This is a genomic window from Gordonia sp. (in: high G+C Gram-positive bacteria), assembly GCF_047602025.1.
In the GTDB taxonomy this organism is placed as follows: Bacteria; Actinomycetota; Actinomycetes; order Mycobacteriales; family Mycobacteriaceae; genus Gordonia.
In genome coordinates, this window is sequence record NZ_JASGII010000001.1 from 125,380 (window position 1) to 139,758 (window position 14,379).

Genomic DNA, 14,379 nt, shown 5'->3' on the forward strand with positions numbered 1-14,379 from the left:
TCCCCATGAAACCGCTCTACCGCCGCAGCACGACGCGTACGTCGTTGCCCGAGCTGCCGTCGGAGGTGCGCGCCCGGGTCGACGAGGCAGCGTTCGCGAACCAGCTCACCGTCGCGTCGGACGCGCCCGCCTGGGCGACCCACAGTGTGAACCTGGGCAATCGCGTCGACCCCGACATCGAGAGTGACACCTACGTCGTCCTCGGCGCGGCGGACATCGTCGTCGTGATCAGCGGCGCTGAGCGCGGGATGCACCACCTGACCCTGCCGCTGCGCGACGCGTCGATCGCAGACGACACCGTGGCCGGCGGCGTGGAGCGGGGCATGACGATCACCGGCTTGCCCGGCGACCACAGTTCGGCGGGCAGCTGCTACGTCGGCCTGGGTCCCGAACCAGCGGCACAGGAGTGCCTCGACGCCGTCGTCGCGGCCGTGACCGCCGCGAAGGCACGCTGAGCTACGAGCTCTCGAGATCGCGCGAACACGCGTCGAGGATCGCCGCGAAACTCCCCGGCAGCAGCCGGCCCATCAGCAGTTCCATCGGCTTGCCGCCGCCGGCGAGCGGAATGGTGAAGTCGCTGATCCAGCGAACGTGGGTGCCGCCGTTGACGGGCGTCAGCACGACCGCCCCTTCGCGGTGTTCGATCGCCGGCACGGCGCGGGTGATCCGGTACTCGTAGCCGTGCGGCGGATCCCAGGCGATGATCTCCTCGCGCGCCCACAGGCCCAGCGCCCAGACTTCGCGCACCGCCCCGACGCCCGGCCCGGCGGTGCCGCCGGCCCACCCCGCGCGCAGCGCCAACGGAGCCGCGGTCAGGTGCCGCGGGTCGGTCAGCCACGCGAAGACCGCGTCCGCTGGTGCGGCGATGGTGCGCTCGACGATGAGGTCGGTCATGGCTCCCCGCTTCGGCTCGCACGTTCCCGCTCCAGGAAGTGCACAGTTCGGTCGTCTAGCCTTCATCTTGCACGCAACCGACAGCCGAGGAGTGCAACACATGGTTCGTCGTTCCGACGGCAGTTACCTGGTCGAGTGGTTCGTGATCGTCGCGGTGGTCACGATCCTGGTCACGCGCGCCTACCTGGCGAAGACGGGATACCCGCAGATCGGCGAGGGCAACCTGCACATCGCGCACGCCCTGTTCGGCGGCGCACTGCTCGGGATCGCCATGTTCTTCATGCTGTCGTTCACCGGCCGCGTGACCCGGCACGTCGCGGTCCTCGTCGGCGGCATCGGCTTCGGGCTGTTCCTCGACGAGGTCGGCAAGTTCGTCACCAAGGACAACGACTACTTCTACCAACCGGCCGTGGCGATCATGTACATCGTCCTCGTGCTGCTGCTGGTCGCGAACCACCTGGTCAACGACGTGCGCGAGGTGACGGCGAAGTCGGCTCTCGTCAATGGCGCCTCGACGACCACCGACGCCCTCGCCGGCGGCATCACGCGCACCGAGCGCGACCGCGCACTCACGTCGCTGGGCAAGGCCAAGGAGCTCGGCGCCCATCCCGACGCCGTCGACGGAGTTTCCACCGCACTGTCGGCCGCCCCGGTCGTCAAGCCGAACCTCCTCGACCGCTTCTACGCCCGCATCACCCACGCCGAGGGCTCGATCATCGTCGGCCCGAAGGCGACCATCGCCGTCGCGGTGCTGCTCACCGTGTTCAACATCTCCGGTCTCGTGCACGGGCTGCGCCACGTCATCAACCACCCGAACCCGGGTGTCACCGCCCTCGGTCAGCTCGGCGGCTCGGCCGTGGCATCGGCGCTCTGCATCCTCGCCTTCGTCGGCCTGGTGCGCCGCGTCGGCGGGCTGTGGCCGCTGCGCCTGCTGCGCACCGCGGCGCTGGTCACCATGCTGCTGACCCAGGTGTTCAATTTCGTCACCGAGCAGTTCGGCGCGCTGATCAACGTCGGCGTCGGCCTGATCGCGCTGCTCGTCTTCTCCTATCGGATCAACGCCCTGGGCGGCGACGCGGAGGTCGTCGCCGACAAGTGAGCGTGCCGATTCCCGACGGGCTCGACGCGCAGCGCCGACTCGGCCCCGATTGGGAGCGGTGGCTCGACCGTCTGCCGCGTCGCTGCGCCGACCTGCTCGCCGAATGGGAGCTGACCGTCGACGGCGGGCCGATGCACGGGTTCGCCTCCCTCGTGCTGCCGGTTCGCACCGCCGACGGGGAGTCCGCGGTCCTCAAGGTGGGCTTCGACGGCGCCGAGGACACCGCCCAGGAACACCTCGCGCTGCAGACGTGGGCCGGTGACGGGGCCGTCGAGCTGTACCGGGCCGACCCGGCGCGCCGCGCGCTGCTGCTCGAACGGATCGGCCCGCGAGACCTCGTCGGCGAGTGGGACCTGCAGGCGTGCGAAACCGTCGCCGCGCTGTACCCGCGGCTGCACCGGCCGGCCGGTCCGCGGTTCCGGCGGTTGAGCGAGGTGCTCTCCGGCTGGCTCGACGCGATGGCCGCAGACGCCGCCGACATGCCGGTCCCGCGGCGGTTCGTCGACGAGGCGCTGCGTCGCGGGCGGGAGTTCGTCGACGATCCCGCGTGCGACGGCGCGATCATCCACGGCGATCTGCACTACGAGAACGTGCTGTCGGCGCAGCGCGAACCGTGGCTCGCGATCGATCCGCAGCCGATGTCGGGGGATCCGCACTACGAGATCGCCCCGCTGCTGTGGAACCGGTGGGACGAGATGGACGGCTACCTGCGCCACAGCATCAATCGTCGCTTTGTGACCGTCGTCGAGGTGGCCGGCTTCGACGAGGAGCGGGCGCGCGACTGGGTCGTCGTGCGCATGATCATCAACGCGCATTGGTCGGTGCAGGATGCCAAGCGGGTGAACCGCCCGCTCGACGACGGTGAGCGGGACTGGATCACCAAGTGCGTCGCCGTCGCCAAGGCCGTGCAGCCGTAGCCCCGGTGGCGTCGACCACCCGCCCATTGACTTGCCGATCAGAGCAGTTAGGCTTACCTAAGTAACTGTTCGGCTATCCCGGGGGAGTCACCATGCCGATTGTCGAGGCGCACGGCCTGACCAAATCATTCGGCGACGTCCAGGCGCTGTGCGGCCTGAGCCTGTCGGTCGACGAGGGCGAGATCCTCGGCGTCCTCGGACCCAACGGCGCCGGCAAGACGACGGCGATCAACATCCTGACCACGCTCACCCGGCCCGACGGGGGGACCGTCCGCGTCGCAGGAGTCGACGTCCTCGCCGACCCGGCCGCCGTCCGACCGCTGATCGGCCTCACCGGCCAGTTCGCCGCCCTCGACGACAACCTGACCGCGCGGGAGAACCTCGTGCTGTTCGGGCGCCTCTTCAAGTTGGGCAAGGCGGCGGCCGCCGCCCGGGCCGTCGAGCTGCTCGACGCATTCGACCTCGCCGACGCCGCCGACCGCCGCACCGGCACCTTCTCCGGCGGCATGCGCCGCCGCCTCGACCTGGCCGCCTCGATGATCGGCAACCCGCGGGTCCTGTTCCTCGACGAGCCGACCACGGGTCTCGATCCGCGCAGCCGCACCATGCTGTGGGACGTGGTGCGCCGCCTGCGCGATACCGGCGTGACGATCTTCCTCACCACCCAGTACCTCGAGGAGGCCGACCAACTCGCCGACCGCATCGTCGTCATCGACCACGGAGCCGTGATCGCCGAAGGAACCCCGGCGCAGCTCAAGGATCGGATCGGCGGCGCCGTCTGCTTCCTGTCGGTCGACGACTCGCTGCGGGAGCGCGCCGTCGCCGCCCTGGGCGACCGATCGCCGACCGTCGGCGACGACGAGATCACCCTCCCCAGCGACGGCCCGTCGACACTGATGGCGGTGTTGCGCGCGCTCGACGACGAGGGCATCGTCCCGACCGACATCGGCCTGCGCCACCCGACCCTCGACGACGTTTTCCTCGCCCTGACGGGATCGGCGACCGCGCCCGAGGTCGAGGTGACCGCATGACGGCGGTGCTCGAGTCCGCGCCTCCCGCGCCGCGGCCGTCGGTGGTCGGCGACACCGTGCAGCTGGCCGGCCGACACCTGCGGCTGATGGCGCGCCGCCCGTCGTCGATCATCGGTGCGATCGTCATGCCGGTGATGTTCGCGCTGCTGTTCTTCACCGTCTTCGGCCGCATCATGGAACGCCAGGGAATGGACTTCGCGCAGTACCTGCTGCCGGCGATCGTCCTGCAGGCCGTGTACTTCTCCGCGCTGTCCGGGGCGGTGTGGGCCGCCGAGGACGCATCGTCGGGCATGGTGTCGCGCCTGCGGGCCATGCCGATCGCGCGCACCGCGCCGGTCGCCTCCCTCATCGTCGGCGAGGTCGCGCGCGCCGTGATCGGGACGCTGGTCCTCATCGCCGTCGGCTACTGTTTCGGCTTCCGCTTCGAGACCGGGGTGGTGGGCGTGGCGGCCTTCTTCGCCCTGGTGATCGTGTCCGGAGTGGCCATCGTCCTGCCCTACCTCGTGCTCGGCTACTCGGCGAAAGATCCGGAGGCCGCGCAGGCTATCGGCGGCACGATCTACTTCCCCCTGCTCCTGGTGTCGACCCTGTTCGTCCCAAAGCGGGCCTATCCGGGCTGGTTGCAGCCGATCGTCGAGAACCAACCGCTGTCGCGGATCTGCGATGCGCTGCGGGCGGTGTCGACCGACGCGGCCACCGTCACCGCCAACGCCGGGCATCCGGTGAACACCGGCCAGGCGGTCCTGATCGCCCTCGCCTGGTGCGTCGGCTCGGTGATCGTCTTCGGGCTCCTGGCCCCGCGCGCCTTCGGGAGGACCGCATGAGCGACATCGCCGTGATGACCCGGCGCGGACTGGTCCTGATGGGCCGGTCGCCGATGACCGTGGCGACGGCGGCCATCACGCCGACGATCCTGCTGCTGCTGATGTCGGTTTCATTCGGGAAGATGATCATGCCCGGCGCCTCGCTGGCGGAGTACGTGCAGTACGCCGCCCCGGTGTTCGCGACGATGGGCGTGCTCTTCGGTGCGCTGTCGACGGCCCTGGCGGCTCACCAGGACCGCGTCTCCGGCTTCGACGACCGGTTGCGGACCCTGCCGATGTCGCCCGTCGCGCCCCTGGCCGGCCGGATCTGCGCCGACGTCGTGCGCAACGCGCTGACCCTGGCGGTCATCACCGCGGTCGCCATGGCGCTGGGCTTCCGGTTCGAGAACGGCGTACTCGGCGCCGTCGTGTACTTCGCCATTCCGCTGGCCGTCGGCTTCGGCGTCGCCTGGGCGATGGTCGCGGTGGCGATGGTCGCCGAATCGGCGGAGAGCGCGGTCGGCGCCCTCAACGCGGTCATGCTGCTAATGACCTTCTTCTCCACCGGCTTCGTCAAGCTCCACGACCTGCCCGGCTGGGCGCAACCGATCGCGCAGATCAACCCGGTCTCGCGGATCGCCGGCGCGATGCGCAGCGCGACGACGGCCGGTGAGCCGGTGTTCGGCGCCGACGCGTGGATCAGCCTCGCCTGGGCCGTCGGGCTGACGGCGGTGTTCGGCGTGCTGGCGACGCGGGCCTACAACCGCGGGCGCTAGTCCGTCGCCATGGCGGCGATGAGGCTGGCGGGGCGCAGGTCGGGCCAGTTCTCCTCGACGTAGGCCAGGCACGCCGCGCGGTCGGCCTCGCCGAAGGCGGTAGTCCAGCCAGCCGGGATGTCGGCGAACGCCGGCCACAGCGAGTGCTGGTTCTCGGTGTTGACCAGCACGAAGAAGCGGCCGTTCTCGTCGTCGAAGGGGTTGGTCATGAGTGGTCTCCTGGTTCTCGGTGTCAGGGTTGCAGGGTGGCGACAAGTGCCGCCTTGTCGATCTTGCCGACGGCCGTCACGGGCAGGGCGGGCACGACGGCGACCTGGTCGGGCATCTTGAACGTGGCCAGTCCGCGGTCGGTGAGGAAGGTGCGGAGCGCGGCGCGATCGGGCGCGGCGTCACGGCGGTGGCCCGGTGCGACGACGACGGCCGCGCAGATGCGTTCGCCGAGCGCCTCGTCGGGCAACCCGACAACCGCGACCTGGCCGATCGCCGGGTGGGCGAGCAGGTGCTCCTCGACGTCGTCGGCGGCGACGTTCTCGCCGGCCCGCACGATGGTGTCCTTGATGCGCCCGGTGACGGCGAGGTATCCGCCGGGCAGGCGGCGGACACGATCGCCGGAGCGGTAGAAGCCGTCCGGGGTGAACGAGCGGGCGTTGTGCTCGGCGGCCCGGTAGTAGCCGCGGATCGTGTACGGACCGCGCACCAGCAGCTCGCCCTCGTCACCATCGGGGACGTCGTCGCCGTTCTCGTCGACGACCCGCACCTCGTCGTGGGGCGACATCGGCGCGCCCTGGACGCGGTGGACGAACTCCCGGTCGTCCCCGGGTCGCGTGTAGCAGATCAGCCCCTCGGCCATGCCGAACACCTGCTGGACGACCGGGCCCAACGCGTCGTCGAGGGCCTCGGCATCGGGTTGGGCGAGCTTGGCCCCGCCGACCTGCAGGAGGCGCAGCGACGAGACGTCGGCGGGCTCCCACTCCGTGGCGGCGCACCACAACTGCGCCAGGGCGGGCACCAGGGCCGAGACGGTCACGCGGTAGCGCTCGATCAGGTCGAAGGTGTTGTCCGGGCTCGGGTTGTCGGTGAAGACGACCCGGCCCCCGGCCGACCAGACGCCGAGGATGCCCGGGCAACACAGCGGGAAGTTGTGCGCGGCGGGCAGCGCCACGAGGTAGGTGTCATCGGGGCCCAGCTCGAGGACCGACGCCGACTGCCGCGCGTTGTAGGCGTAGTCGTTGTGGGTGCGCGCGATCAGCTTCGGCAGGCCGGTCGTGCCGCCGGAGACCAGGAATAGCGCCGGCCCGTCGGGATCGGGCGAGGCGGGGCCGAAGTCGTCGTCGGCGTCGGGCAACGGGGCGTGGACCCCGGGGTCACCGGCGATGAAGACGTGGCGCACCGACGGCACCCGCCGCTGGAGTTCGGTCGCCAGCCCGCGGTAGTCGAAACCGCCGGCATCGTCGGCGCCGATGTAGGCGACCGCCCCCGAGCCGGCGGCCAGGTGGGCGATCTCGGCGATTCGGTGGGCGGGCAGCGACATCACCGGGGCGACGCCCAGGCGCAGCAGGCCCAGCAGCGTCACGGCGAATTGCGCGGAGTTGGGCAGCTGCAGCACGACGCGGTCGCCGGCGCGCAGGCCGGCGGCGGCGAATCCGGCGGCCCGTCGATCGGCGGCGGCGAGGAGCTCGGCGTAGGTCAGGGTGGCGTGCGGTTCGCTTGTGGCATCGATCACAGCGATCTCGCCCGCCCGACGGTGCGCCGCGGCCACGAGCAGGTCGGCCAGCGGGCGGTTGTCGAACAGCCCCGCGGCGCGGTACCGGGCCGCCGTTTCCGGAGCGTAGGGGACGAATCCGTCGACGAGGCCGGATGCGCTGCCGACGGCCGTCGCGACGTTCTCCGGAGTGGTCATGGCAGCCATTGAAACACACGAATTAGGCAAACCTAATCCGCGGCGGGCGGCCTTGCGGACAGCAAAGTTTGCATTTGACACAAGTGTGGCTAACCTTACGCACCTGTACTGAGGCTTACCTAAATAACTGCCCAAATACCCGGAGTTGCCATGTCCGTCGTCACCGAGACTTCCGCTCGTCCGCACCGCGACCACGACATCGCCCGGGCCGCCCGGACCTGCGCCGCCTGGGCCGCCGCCGACGACTTCGGCGGCCAGCACATCGTCTACGAGGGGCCGGACGGCTGGACCTTCGCCGCCGCTGCGCGGGCCGTCATCGAACTGCGCAAGGGCAGCGTCTCCACCGAGCTCGCCGATGGCGCCACCACCACCGTTCCCTGGACCGACGACCCGTCGGCCGCCGTTGCCTCGGCGCTGGCCGCGCTCCCGTTCCCCGAGTGGAACGCCTTCGGCTGGGTCGGCTTCGACTACTGCGCGGCGCACCACGACCTGCTCGACCGCGTCGACGACGATGCCGTCCTCGCGGTGCTGATGGTGCCGTCGGTCCACGTCGTCCTCGACCCGCGCGGTTTCGCCGCCGACGGCCGCCTGCTCCCCGAAGCGATCAGCGTCGTCACGATGCCCGCCGACACGACCGAGGCCGACCTGGTCGCCCGCCTGACCGAACTCGCCGACAGCGCCGTCGACCCGGCGCCCGCCCGCCCGGTCGACGTCACCGTCGACGTCGACGACTACCGCGGGCGCGTCGCCGACGCGATTGCCGAGATCAGTCGCGGCGACTACCAGAAGGTCATCATGTCCCGCGAGGTGCAGGTGCCGTTCGCCGTCGACATGCCCGCGACCTATGCCCGCGGCCGGGCCGGTAACAACCCCGCGCGGTCCTTCCTCGTCTCGCTGGGCGGCCTTGCCGCCGCCGGCTTCAGCCCGGAGCTGGTCGTGGCGACCACCGCGGACGGCGAAGTCGTCACCGAACCGCTCGCGGGCACCCGCGCCTTCGGCGTCTCCGACGACCACGACCGGGCCGCCAAGGCAGAGCTGCGCTCGGATGCGAAAGAGATCGCCGAGCACGCCATGTCGGTGCTCGCCTGCTTCGACGAGGTGGCCCAGGTGTCGCTGCCCGGCACGACGTCGGTCAACGAATTCATGGCCATCCGCGAACGCGGCAGCGTGCAGCACCTCGCCTCCACCGTGCGCGGCGAGCTGTCGCCCGATGCGGGCCCGTGGCGCGCGCTCGCCGTGATCTTCCCGTCGATCACCGCGACCGGCATCCCCAAGACCCCGGCGCTCGACGCGATCTACCGCCTGGAGCCGCACGCGCGCGGCCTGTACTCGGGCGCGGTGCTGGCGGCCTCGTCCGACGGCGCACTCGAGGCGACCCTCGCGCTGCGAACCATCTTCAGCGCCGAGGGCCGTGCGTGGTTGCGGGCCGGCGCCGGCATCGTCGAACAGTCGACTCCGGAGCGCGAGTTCACCGAAACCGTCGAGAAGCTCGGCAGTGTGGCGCCGTTCGTCGTGCCGGCGGGGGAGCGCGGCGACCGATGAGCGTGTTGGACGAGCTGCGCGCCGAGGTCGCGGCCGCGCTCGGCGTCGAGCCGGACGCGGTCGACGACTCCGCCGACCTGATCGAACTCGGCCTCGACTCGATTCTGATCATGAAAATCGCCGGCGGCTGGCGCAAGCGCGGCCACCGGGTCAACTTCGCCCAGCTCGCACAGCAGCCGCGCCTGGCCGAGTGGGCGGTGCTGCTGGGCGCCGACCCGGCAGACGAGTCCGGGCCGCGAGGGCCCGTCGCGGAGGAGGCGAGCGCCGACGTCGCCGACAGCGTCGATGCCTTTGGCCTCGCGCCCATGCAGCACGCGTACTGGGTGGGCCGCACCGATGCCGCCGACCTCGGCGGGGTCGCTGCCCACCTCTATGCCGAGTTCGACGGCGACGGAACGCTCGACCCCGAAGCCCTGGCCCGCGCGGTGTCGGCCCTGATCGATCGGCACCCGATGCTGCGCGCCCGCTTCCTGCCCGACGGCACCCAGGTCGTCGACGCGCGGCGCACGCACGAGCCCCTCACCGTGTACGACCTGCGCGACAGGACGGCCGACGAGGCGCACGCCGCCCTCGCGCAGACCCGCGAGACGAAGACCCACCAGGTGCTCGACATCGCCGACGGTCAGGTCGTGGACGTCGCGCTGAGCCTGCTCCCGGGTGGTGCGCACCGCCTGCACCTCGACATCGACATGCTCGCCGCCGACGCCATGAGCTACCGGACGCTGCTGGCGGATCTGGTCGCGCTCTACGACGGTCGTGAACTGCCCCGCATCGACGTCACCTACCGCGACTACCTCGCCCACCGGCAGCAGCACCCCGATCCCGCCCGCGCGGCGGACCGGCAGTGGTGGCAGGACCGCCTCGACGAGCTGCCCGGCGGGCCCGAGCTGCCGACCGTGGCCGGCGCGGTCGACCGTCGCGTCGAGCGCAAGCACCACTGGATCGACGCCGACGCGAAGGAGGCGGTGCTGCGCGCCGCGCACGCCCGCGGCATCACCCCGGCCGCCGCGCTGGCGGCCGTGTTCGCCGCGACCGTCGGCGCCTGGTCGGCCGACCCGCGCTTCCTCCTCAACGTGCCGCTGTTCCACCGCGAGCCCGTCCACCCCGACATCGAGCTCGTCTCCGGCGACTTCAGCTCGTCGATCCTGCTCGACGTCGACGTCAGCGCCGCCGAGTCCGTGCTCGACCTCGCCCGACAGGTCCAGGACCGGCTGCACGTCAACGGCTCGCACAGCTCCTACGGCGCCCTCGACGTGCTGCGCGACCTCGGGCGGGCGCGCGGCGAGACCGTGCTCGCCCCGGTCGTCTACACCAGCGCGCTGGGCCTCGGCGAGCTCTTCGCCCCCGAGGTCCGGGATCGCGTCGGCGAGCCCGGCTGGATCGTCTCCCAGGGCCCGCAGGTCGTGCTCGACGCGCAGGTCACCGAACACCGGGGCGGGCTGCTGCTCAACTGGGACGTGCGCGTCTCGGCCTTCCCGCCCGGCGTCATCGACGCCATGTTCGCCGCCTACACCGACGCGATCGGCCGCCTCGCCGCCGGCGAGAGCGGCTGGCAGGGCCTGGCCGCGCCGCAACTGCCCGCCGAGCAGCGCATCGTGCGCCAGCGCGTCAACGACACCGCCGAGCCGCGCTCGGGCCGACTGCTGCACGAAGAGTTCTTCCGGATCGCCGCCGCCGACCCGGAGCGGATCGCGCTGCTGGGCACCGACGTCCGGGTCACCTACGGCGAGCTGGCCGCGCAGGCCCGCTCCGTCGCAGGCGCACTGGCCGCGGCCGGCGTCGCACCCGGCGACTCCGTCGGCGTGCAACTGCCAAAGGGCGCCGACCAGGTCGTCGCCACCTTGGGCGCCTTCGCCGCCGGAGCGGTGTGGATCCCCATCGGCTACGACCAGCCGCCCGCGCGTCGGGCCGCGATCATCGACACCGGCGACATCGGCGTCCTCCTCACCGACGACGCTTCCCCGGCGGCCCTGCCCGCCGGTGTCGCCGCGGTGGACCTCGCCGTTGCTCGAGGCCATGAGCCGACGGCCGAGCCCTTCCTCGGCGACCCGGAGGACATCGCCTACGTCCTGTTCACCTCCGGTTCGACTGGGGCGCCGAAGGGCGTCGAAGTCCCGCACCGCGCCGCGATGAACACCATCGACGCGGTGAACCGCCGCTTCGACGTCGGCGGGGCCGACCGCTCGCTGATGGTCGCCGCGCTGGAGTTCGACATCTCCGTCTACGACATCTTCGGGCTCTACAGCGCCGGTGGTGCGGCGATCGCCGTCACCGCCGACGAGGCCAAGGATCCCAGCGCCTGGCTGCGCCTGCTGCAAGCGCACCGCGGGTCGATCCTCACCTGCGTGCCGAGCGCCCTCGACATGCTGCTGACCGAAGGCGAGGCCGCCGGATCCATCGGCGACTCGCTGCGGGCCGCGCTGCTCGGCGGCGACTGGGTGGGCGTCGACCTGCCCCGGCGCCTGCACGCCCTGAGCCCCGCCACCCGCTTCGCCGGTCTCGGCGGCGCCACCGAGATCGCCATCCACGGCACCGTCTGCGAAACCGTCGACCCGCCCGCCGTGTGGGCCGCGGTCCCGTTCGGCACCCCGCTCGCCAATGTCGAATGTCGGGTCGTGGGCGCCCTCGGCGCCGACTGCCCCGACTGGGTCACCGGTGAGCTCTGGGTGGGCGGTGCGGGCGTGGCCCACGGCTACCGCAAGGATCCCGAGCGCACGGCCGAGCGCTTCATCGAGCGCGACGGGCTGCGCTGGTACCGCACCGGCGACCTCGCCCGCTACTGGCCCGACGGCACCATCGAGTTCCTCGGCCGCGCCGACCACCAGGTCCAGGTGCGCGGGCACCGCGTCGAGCTCGGCGAAGTCGAAGGCGCGCTGCGCGGCGTCGACGGCGTCCACCAGGCCCTGGTCATCCCGCTCGGCGACGGGCGCTCGGTGCGCGGGCTGGCCGCGGCGGTGACCGTCCACGACGGCGGCCCCGACGGCGACGCAATCACCGCGCGGCTGCGCGAGGCGGTTCCGGCCTACATGGTCCCCGCCCGCGTCGAGGTGCTGCCCGCGCTGCCGCTCACCGGCAACGGCAAGTTGGACCGCGCGGCCATCGCCGCCGCGCTCGCCGACGGCGCAGCGGCGACCGAATACGTCGCGCCGACCACCGATCTGCAGCGCGCCCTGTGCGACATCGTCGCCGGCGTGCTGGCGAAAGACGCGGACCAGTTGTCGGTCGCTGATGACTTCTTCGCCATCGGCGGCGACTCGGTCCTGGCGACCACCGTCGTCGCCCGCGTCCGCGATTGGCTCGACGCCCCGCAAGCCGGCATCGCCGATGTCTTCGCCGCGCGGACCGTCGCCGACCTGGCGACGCGCCTGGACGAGACCGACGCCCGACCGGGCCGCCTCGAGCAGGTCGCCGCGGTGTACCTGGAGGTGGCCGCGCTCGACGACGCCGACCTCGACCCGGAGGTGAAGACCGCGTGAGCACGCCGACCCTGCTGATCCTGGGCGCCGGCCCCAAGGCGCTCGCCGTCGCCGCCAAGGCCAAGGTCATGCGCGACCTCGGCCAGGATGCGCCGAACATCATCGCCGTCGACTCCCACGCCGTCGGCGCCAATTGGCAGCCGATCGGCGGCTGGACCGACGGCCGCCACCGGCTGGGCACCAGTCCGGAGAAGGACATCGGCTTCCCGTACCGCGGGGCCGTGCACCGCGGCACGGAGACCGACGTGAACCGGGCGATGCTCGCCTACAGCTGGATGTCGTTCCTCGTCGAGCACCAGACCTATACCGAATGGGTCGACCGCGGCCGCCCGCACCCGCAGCACAACGTGTGGGCCCGCTACCTCGCCTGGGTCGCCGACCGCGTCGACCTCGACCTGCGCGTCGGGCGGGTCACCGAGATCGCCGCCGACGAGGACACCTGGCTGCTGCGCCTGGCCGACGGCACGGAAGTGACCGGAGACCAGCTGATGATCACCGGTCCCGGCTCGAGTTCGAGCGCGATGCTCGACGACGACCGGGTGTTGTCGGTCGCCCAGTTCTGGGACCGCGTGCCCAAGCGCGACCTGCCGGTGTCGTCGCGGGCCGCGGTCGTCGGTGGCGGTGAGACCGCCGGCTCGATCCTCGACGAACTGATCCGCCACGACATCATGACGCTGTCGGTCATCGCCCCCGGCGCCACGATCTACACGCGCGGCGAGAGCTACTTCGAGAACGCGATGTTCAGCGATCCGACCGGCTGGCCGGCGATGTCGGCCGCCGAGCGGCGCGACCTGATCCGGCGCACCGACCGCGGCGTCTTCTCGGTCCGCGTGCAGGAGAACCTGCTGTCCGACCACCGCGTCCACCACCTGCAGGGCCGCGTCACCGCTGCCCGCCGCGCGGACGAACTCGTCGAGCTGACCCTGCAGAACGACGGCCGCAGCGCGTCGACGCACACCTTCGACCTGGTCATCGACGCCACCGGCGGCCAACCGATGTGGTTCACCGAGCTGATGACGCCGGACACCCTCGACCTGCTCGAACTGGCCCTCGGGCCGCGGGCCTCGGTCGCCGGTCCGACGATGACCGCCATCGAGGAGTCGATCGACCCGCATCTGGCGGTCGACTCGCTGACCCCGCCGCTGTTCCTGCCCAACCTGGCCGGCTTCGCGCAGGGCCCGGGCTTCCCCAACCTCAGCTGCCTCGGCGAGCTGTCCAACCGGGTCGTGCGCGGTTCACTCGCGGCGACCCCCGCCGATCGCACTGTCCGTCGCGTCGAGGCGGCGGACCGATGACCGAGGTGATCGCGCGAGAGGTCCGCGACGTCGACCCGGCGGTCGTCGCCGCCGGTCCGCCGGTGATCCCGAACCTCGCGGGGCGATTCCGGCTGCGACTCGTCGATCCCGACGGCGACGACCCGACGATGTTGGCGGACTGGTTCGCCCGACCGCATCTGGTGCAGACCTGGGACCAACCCTGGTCGGCCGAAACCTGGGCGGCCGATACCCGCACGCGCCTGGCGGGGGACTACTCGCGCCCGCTGGTGGTCAGCCACGACGGGCGCGACGTCGCCTACCTCGAGCTGTACCGGGTGGCGCGCGACGAGATTGCGCGCCTCTACCGCACAGACCCCTACGACACCGGTCTGCACATCGCGACCGCGGACACTTCCCTGCTCGGCCGGGGCGTGATGTCGGGGTTCATGGGTGACCTCGTCGAGGCGGTGTTCGCCGACGAGCCGCGCTGCCGACGAGTCGTCGCCGAGCCGGCCGCCGAGAACACCCGCATGCGGCGCGCACTGGTCAAGCAGGGCTTCGTCGAACTCGGCGACTTTCAGATCCGACCAGACCGCCGAATCACCCTCTGTGTCCGCGGGCGTTCCCCGCTGGACGTGCCCGAGCCGCACCCCGTGTCCGAAATCGCCAACCCTGGATGACTGCC

13 protein-coding genes are annotated in these 14,379 nt (G+C 71.7%); 10 read left to right on the forward strand and 3 right to left on the reverse strand.

What is annotated here, in order from left to right:
- Positions 1–5: 5 nt before the first annotated feature.
- Positions 6–455 carry a hypothetical protein gene (locus QM728_RS00550; protein WP_415030107.1) on the forward strand — a complete coding sequence of 150 codons (450 nt, stop codon included), beginning with the start codon at positions 6–8 and terminating at the stop codon, positions 453–455.
- Between the two features lies 1 nt (position 456).
- On the opposite strand, the gene QM728_RS00555 is transcribed toward QM728_RS00550, so the two are convergent.
- Positions 457–894: an SRPBCC family protein gene (locus QM728_RS00555; RefSeq protein WP_415030108.1), complete on the reverse strand. Its 438-nt coding sequence runs from the start codon at positions 892–894 to the stop codon at positions 457–459.
- 100 nt (positions 895–994) lie between these two features.
- On the opposite strand from QM728_RS00555, the gene QM728_RS00560 reads away from it, so the two are divergent.
- The 5 genes from QM728_RS00560 to QM728_RS00580 all read left to right on the forward strand — a co-directional run bounded on the left by QM728_RS00560 (position 995) and on the right by QM728_RS00580 (position 5,520).
- The gene (locus tag QM728_RS00560; RefSeq protein ID WP_415030109.1) at positions 995–1,993 is read left to right on the forward strand and encodes a hypothetical protein; all 999 of its coding nucleotides are present in this window, start codon (positions 995–997) and stop codon (positions 1,991–1,993) included.
- Between the two features lie 2 nt (positions 1,994–1,995).
- Positions 1,996–2,910, forward strand: a complete 915-nt coding sequence (locus QM728_RS00565) for an aminoglycoside phosphotransferase family protein (protein WP_415030110.1) — start codon at positions 1,996–1,998, stop codon at positions 2,908–2,910.
- A gap of 92 nt (positions 2,911–3,002) precedes the next feature.
- Positions 3,003–3,941 carry an ATP-binding cassette domain-containing protein gene (locus QM728_RS00570; RefSeq protein WP_415030111.1) on the forward strand — a complete coding sequence of 313 codons (939 nt, stop codon included), beginning with the start codon at positions 3,003–3,005 and terminating at the stop codon, positions 3,939–3,941.
- Complete coding sequence (locus QM728_RS00575) at positions 3,938–4,765, forward strand: ABC transporter permease (protein ID WP_415030112.1); 828 nt, start codon at positions 3,938–3,940, stop codon at positions 4,763–4,765. The genes QM728_RS00570 and QM728_RS00575 overlap by 4 nt, the downstream gene beginning before the upstream one ends.
- A complete protein-coding gene (locus tag QM728_RS00580) occupies positions 4,762–5,520 on the forward strand; it encodes an ABC transporter permease (RefSeq protein WP_415030113.1) in 759 nt (252 codons plus the stop codon). Before QM728_RS00575 ends, QM728_RS00580 begins: the two co-directional genes overlap by 4 nt.
- Here the strand turns inward: QM728_RS00580 and QM728_RS00585 are convergent.
- Together QM728_RS00585 and QM728_RS00590 are read right to left on the reverse strand one after the other, a co-directional pair.
- On the reverse strand, positions 5,517–5,729 hold the full coding sequence (locus tag QM728_RS00585; RefSeq protein WP_415030114.1) for an MbtH family protein: 213 nt from the start codon (positions 5,727–5,729) through the stop codon (positions 5,517–5,519). The two genes, QM728_RS00580 and QM728_RS00585, sit on opposite strands and share 4 nt — an antisense overlap.
- Positions 5,730–5,752: 23 nt before the next feature.
- Positions 5,753–7,420 (reverse strand): (2,3-dihydroxybenzoyl)adenylate synthase, encoded by a 1,668-nt coding sequence (locus tag QM728_RS00590; protein ID WP_415030115.1) that lies wholly within the window; start codon positions 7,418–7,420, stop codon positions 5,753–5,755.
- Between the two features lie 150 nt (positions 7,421–7,570).
- Here QM728_RS00590 and QM728_RS00595 point away from each other — a divergent pair, with 150 nt between their 5' ends.
- From QM728_RS00595 to QM728_RS00610, 4 genes are read left to right on the forward strand one after another with little or no spacing between them, the layout of a single operon-like run.
- On the forward strand, positions 7,571–8,962 hold the full coding sequence (locus QM728_RS00595; protein WP_415030116.1) for a salicylate synthase: 1,392 nt from the start codon (positions 7,571–7,573) through the stop codon (positions 8,960–8,962).
- On the forward strand, positions 8,959–12,438 hold the full coding sequence (locus QM728_RS00600) for an amino acid adenylation domain-containing protein (protein WP_415030117.1): 3,480 nt from the start codon (positions 8,959–8,961) through the stop codon (positions 12,436–12,438). Before QM728_RS00595 ends, QM728_RS00600 begins: the two co-directional genes overlap by 4 nt.
- Positions 12,435–13,733 (forward strand): SidA/IucD/PvdA family monooxygenase, encoded by a 1,299-nt coding sequence (locus QM728_RS00605; RefSeq protein ID WP_415030118.1) that lies wholly within the window; start codon positions 12,435–12,437, stop codon positions 13,731–13,733. Before QM728_RS00600 ends, QM728_RS00605 begins: the two co-directional genes overlap by 4 nt.
- Entirely contained in the window at positions 13,730–14,374 is a 645-nt protein-coding gene (locus QM728_RS00610) for a GNAT family N-acetyltransferase (protein ID WP_415030119.1), read from the forward strand. The genes QM728_RS00605 and QM728_RS00610 overlap by 4 nt, the downstream gene beginning before the upstream one ends.
- Positions 14,375–14,379: the final 5 nt, after the last annotated feature.

Bases quoted from the DNA above. Each gene is read 5' to 3' on its own strand.
- QM728_RS00550 (WP_415030107.1), top strand. From the start codon at position 6: ATGAAACCGCTCTACCGCCGCAGCACGACGCGTACGTCGTTGCCCGAG.
- QM728_RS00555 (WP_415030108.1), bottom strand. From the start codon at position 894: ATGACCGACCTCATCGTCGAGCGCACCATCGCCGCACCAGCGGACGCG.
- QM728_RS00560 (WP_415030109.1), top strand. From the start codon at position 995: ATGGTTCGTCGTTCCGACGGCAGTTACCTGGTCGAGTGGTTCGTGATC.
- QM728_RS00570 (WP_415030111.1), top strand. From the start codon at position 3,003: ATGCCGATTGTCGAGGCGCACGGCCTGACCAAATCATTCGGCGACGTC.
- QM728_RS00575 (WP_415030112.1), top strand. From the start codon at position 3,938: ATGACGGCGGTGCTCGAGTCCGCGCCTCCCGCGCCGCGGCCGTCGGTG.
- QM728_RS00580 (WP_415030113.1), top strand. From the start codon at position 4,762: ATGAGCGACATCGCCGTGATGACCCGGCGCGGACTGGTCCTGATGGGC.
- QM728_RS00585 (WP_415030114.1), bottom strand. From the start codon at position 5,729: ATGACCAACCCCTTCGACGACGAGAACGGCCGCTTCTTCGTGCTGGTC.
- QM728_RS00590 (WP_415030115.1), bottom strand. From the start codon at position 7,420: ATGACCACTCCGGAGAACGTCGCGACGGCCGTCGGCAGCGCATCCGGC.
- QM728_RS00595 (WP_415030116.1), top strand. From the start codon at position 7,571: ATGTCCGTCGTCACCGAGACTTCCGCTCGTCCGCACCGCGACCACGAC.
- QM728_RS00600 (WP_415030117.1), top strand. From the start codon at position 8,959: ATGAGCGTGTTGGACGAGCTGCGCGCCGAGGTCGCGGCCGCGCTCGGC.
- QM728_RS00610 (WP_415030119.1), top strand. From the start codon at position 13,730: ATGACCGAGGTGATCGCGCGAGAGGTCCGCGACGTCGACCCGGCGGTC.